This is a genomic window from Vibrio sp. V01_P9A10T6 (assembly GCF_963877065.1).
Taxonomy (GTDB): Bacteria; Pseudomonadota; Gammaproteobacteria; order Enterobacterales; family Vibrionaceae; genus Vibrio; species Vibrio anguillarum.
Genome location: NZ_CAWNTB010000134.1, coordinates 1 through 2,142, shown reverse-complemented (window position 1 = coordinate 2,142; position 2,142 = coordinate 1). Strand labels below are relative to the sequence as shown.

Genomic DNA, 2,142 nt, shown 5'->3' with positions numbered 1-2,142 from the left:
TAATCATCACATATTTGCTGTTTCTTGATCGCGTTGGGTTGTTTAGTGTTGTGAATTCAGCGGCAAAATAACCTTCAGCATCCAAACGTCCGCCGAGAATGCTACGCTCGTCACTTTTCTTCCAAACCGTTAAATTTGAGTTTTTTGGTTTCTTTGCTGATTTGAAATTTTGGTTTATAAATGAATCGCTTAGTTGGTTTTCAGTTTTCAAGCAAGCCTTGTTCTTTGGTTTTGAAAGTATCGTTGTCAACCGGTTGGCCTAACAAACGGCTCAAGAGGGATTGCCAACGCGTGGCGACTTTAGCGTAAAATTGAAGTTCAGTGTTTACGGTGTGTTTTTTGAGTTCGGTGGTGCGTTGTCAACCCCTTAGCCGGGCGTTAGCTGTATTGTGAGATTCAAGGAAAACTATGAGTGAAGTAGAACAATGTAATAGTCGGAATATTCCATTACCAATTCAACGTGAAGTTCGTCAGAGATGTGGTTTCGGCTGCGTTATTTGTGGTTTACCGCTATATGAATATGAGCATATGGAGGAGTGGGCTGTAGTAAAGCGCCATGTTGCTGATGAAATTACACTATTATGCGACCAGCACCATAGAGAAAAAACTGGCGGGCTACTTCCAGTGGAAGTAGTGAAAGCAGCAAACAAAGCACCGTTTAATCTAAAAGAGGGAAACTCAAAGCCTTACAACTTACACTTTGCGGGGACTGAAGCAACAATAGAGATTGGTGGCAATAGCTTTACCTGTAAAGATAATGGTTACGGAACAGCAATGGTTCCGGTAAGCGTTGATGGTGCACCTTTGATTGGATTGATTTTAGCTGACGGCCATCTACTGCTGAATCTGGTTGTATTCGATGAATACAACGCACCAGTGCTTCACATCAAAAATAACCAACTTATCTATTCGACGTCCCCGTGGGATATACAGTTAGTCGGAAAAAAACTAACTATTAGAGAGGCGCATAAAAAAATTCTATTTGAAATAGAGTTCTTCCCTCCTAATCGTGTAGTTATTAATCGTGGACCCCTGTTAAGAAATGGAGTCGAAATCTTAATAAGACCAAGTAACATCCTAGTAACGAATAATTCCACTCTACTTAGCGGTTGTCATGCTCATAATTGTTATGGTGGTTTAATAATTGGCTACCATGAGAAACCTGTTGGTGGTTTTATGGCACTACAGAGCATTCCTCGATACTTAGGTGACCGTGCTGAAGCATTAAGGTTTGAAAGGGAGTCACTTCAGCGTATGGAGTCATACAGCTAACAAACGCCTCAAGAGGGACTGTCAACGCGTGGCGTTTCCAGTCCCAATGAGCCGCGGTGGTTTCGGTTGTTGTGATTGAGTTTAGTGGTATGCGTTGCCAGCCCCTTAGGCGGGCGTTATGGCTCACACGATGTTCAAGGTTCGTCTGTATAGAGGAAATTATGGGATTCAAATTTCGAAAACGTATAAAAATTGCACCAGGGCTTCATGTTAACCTTAGTAAAAGTGGTGTTAGCACCTCAATCGGAAAGCCAGGTGCCACAGTAAACATTGGCAAAAAGGGTGTGAAAGCGACGGTAGGAATTCCCGGTTCCGGTCTGTCATATAGTCAGAATTTAACGAGTAGCGGCAGTCCGAAGGAAGTTTTGTCAAACACTGGTAAGGGCAGTTCCTTACTAGGCAAAACGTTACTAATCATTATAGCTTTCTTATTAGTAGCCAACTTTTTTGGTTCTCCTTCAGAATCAGTCAATTCGTTCAGTACGATTGAAGCTAAAAGTTTACGTGTAAGAGCAGAACCAACGACTAATTCAAAGATAATCAATCAATTGGTAGCTGGAGACAAGGTTAAAGTTATGCAAACAAATGGTGGCTGGGTACTTATTGAAGGTAATGGGGTTAAAGGTTGGGTTGCTTCAGAGTACCTTTCAAGTCCAGAGCCATAACAAACAATTTAAGAGGGATTCCCAACGCTTGGCATTTTTGCTTCTACTTCAATTTTAGTGTTTACGGTACAATGCGTTAGGTTGGGTGGTAGCGTTGCTCACCCCTTAATTGGGCGTTATGCTTAATCCATAAAAATCAGTAGGTTGTGTTATCGGTTTCTTTGGCATTTCGTTCTGGTTTTGTCGGCAATTCAATATTGTTTTT

The 2,142-nt window shown here is 41.7% G+C and carries 3 protein-coding genes; 2 read left to right on the top strand and 1 reads right to left on the bottom strand.

All coding sequences use genetic code 11. From position 1 onward, the window contains the following. Positions 1–211, bottom strand: a 211-nt coding sequence (locus tag AACQ21_RS07050) for a hypothetical protein (protein ID WP_146127525.1), incomplete at its 3' end; no start/stop codon positions are given. A 197-nt stretch (positions 212–408) separates the two neighbouring features. Between AACQ21_RS07050 and AACQ21_RS07045 the strand changes: the two genes are divergently transcribed. Further along, on the top strand, positions 409–1,272 hold the full coding sequence (locus AACQ21_RS07045) for a cell division protein (protein WP_105976641.1): 864 nt from the start codon (positions 409–411) through the stop codon (positions 1,270–1,272). A gap of 161 nt (positions 1,273–1,433) precedes the next feature. Then, the gene (locus AACQ21_RS07040) at positions 1,434–1,937 is read left to right on the top strand and encodes a DUF4236 domain-containing protein (protein WP_019281516.1); all 504 of its coding nucleotides are present in this window, start codon (positions 1,434–1,436) and stop codon (positions 1,935–1,937) included. Positions 1,938–2,142: the final 205 nt, after the last annotated feature.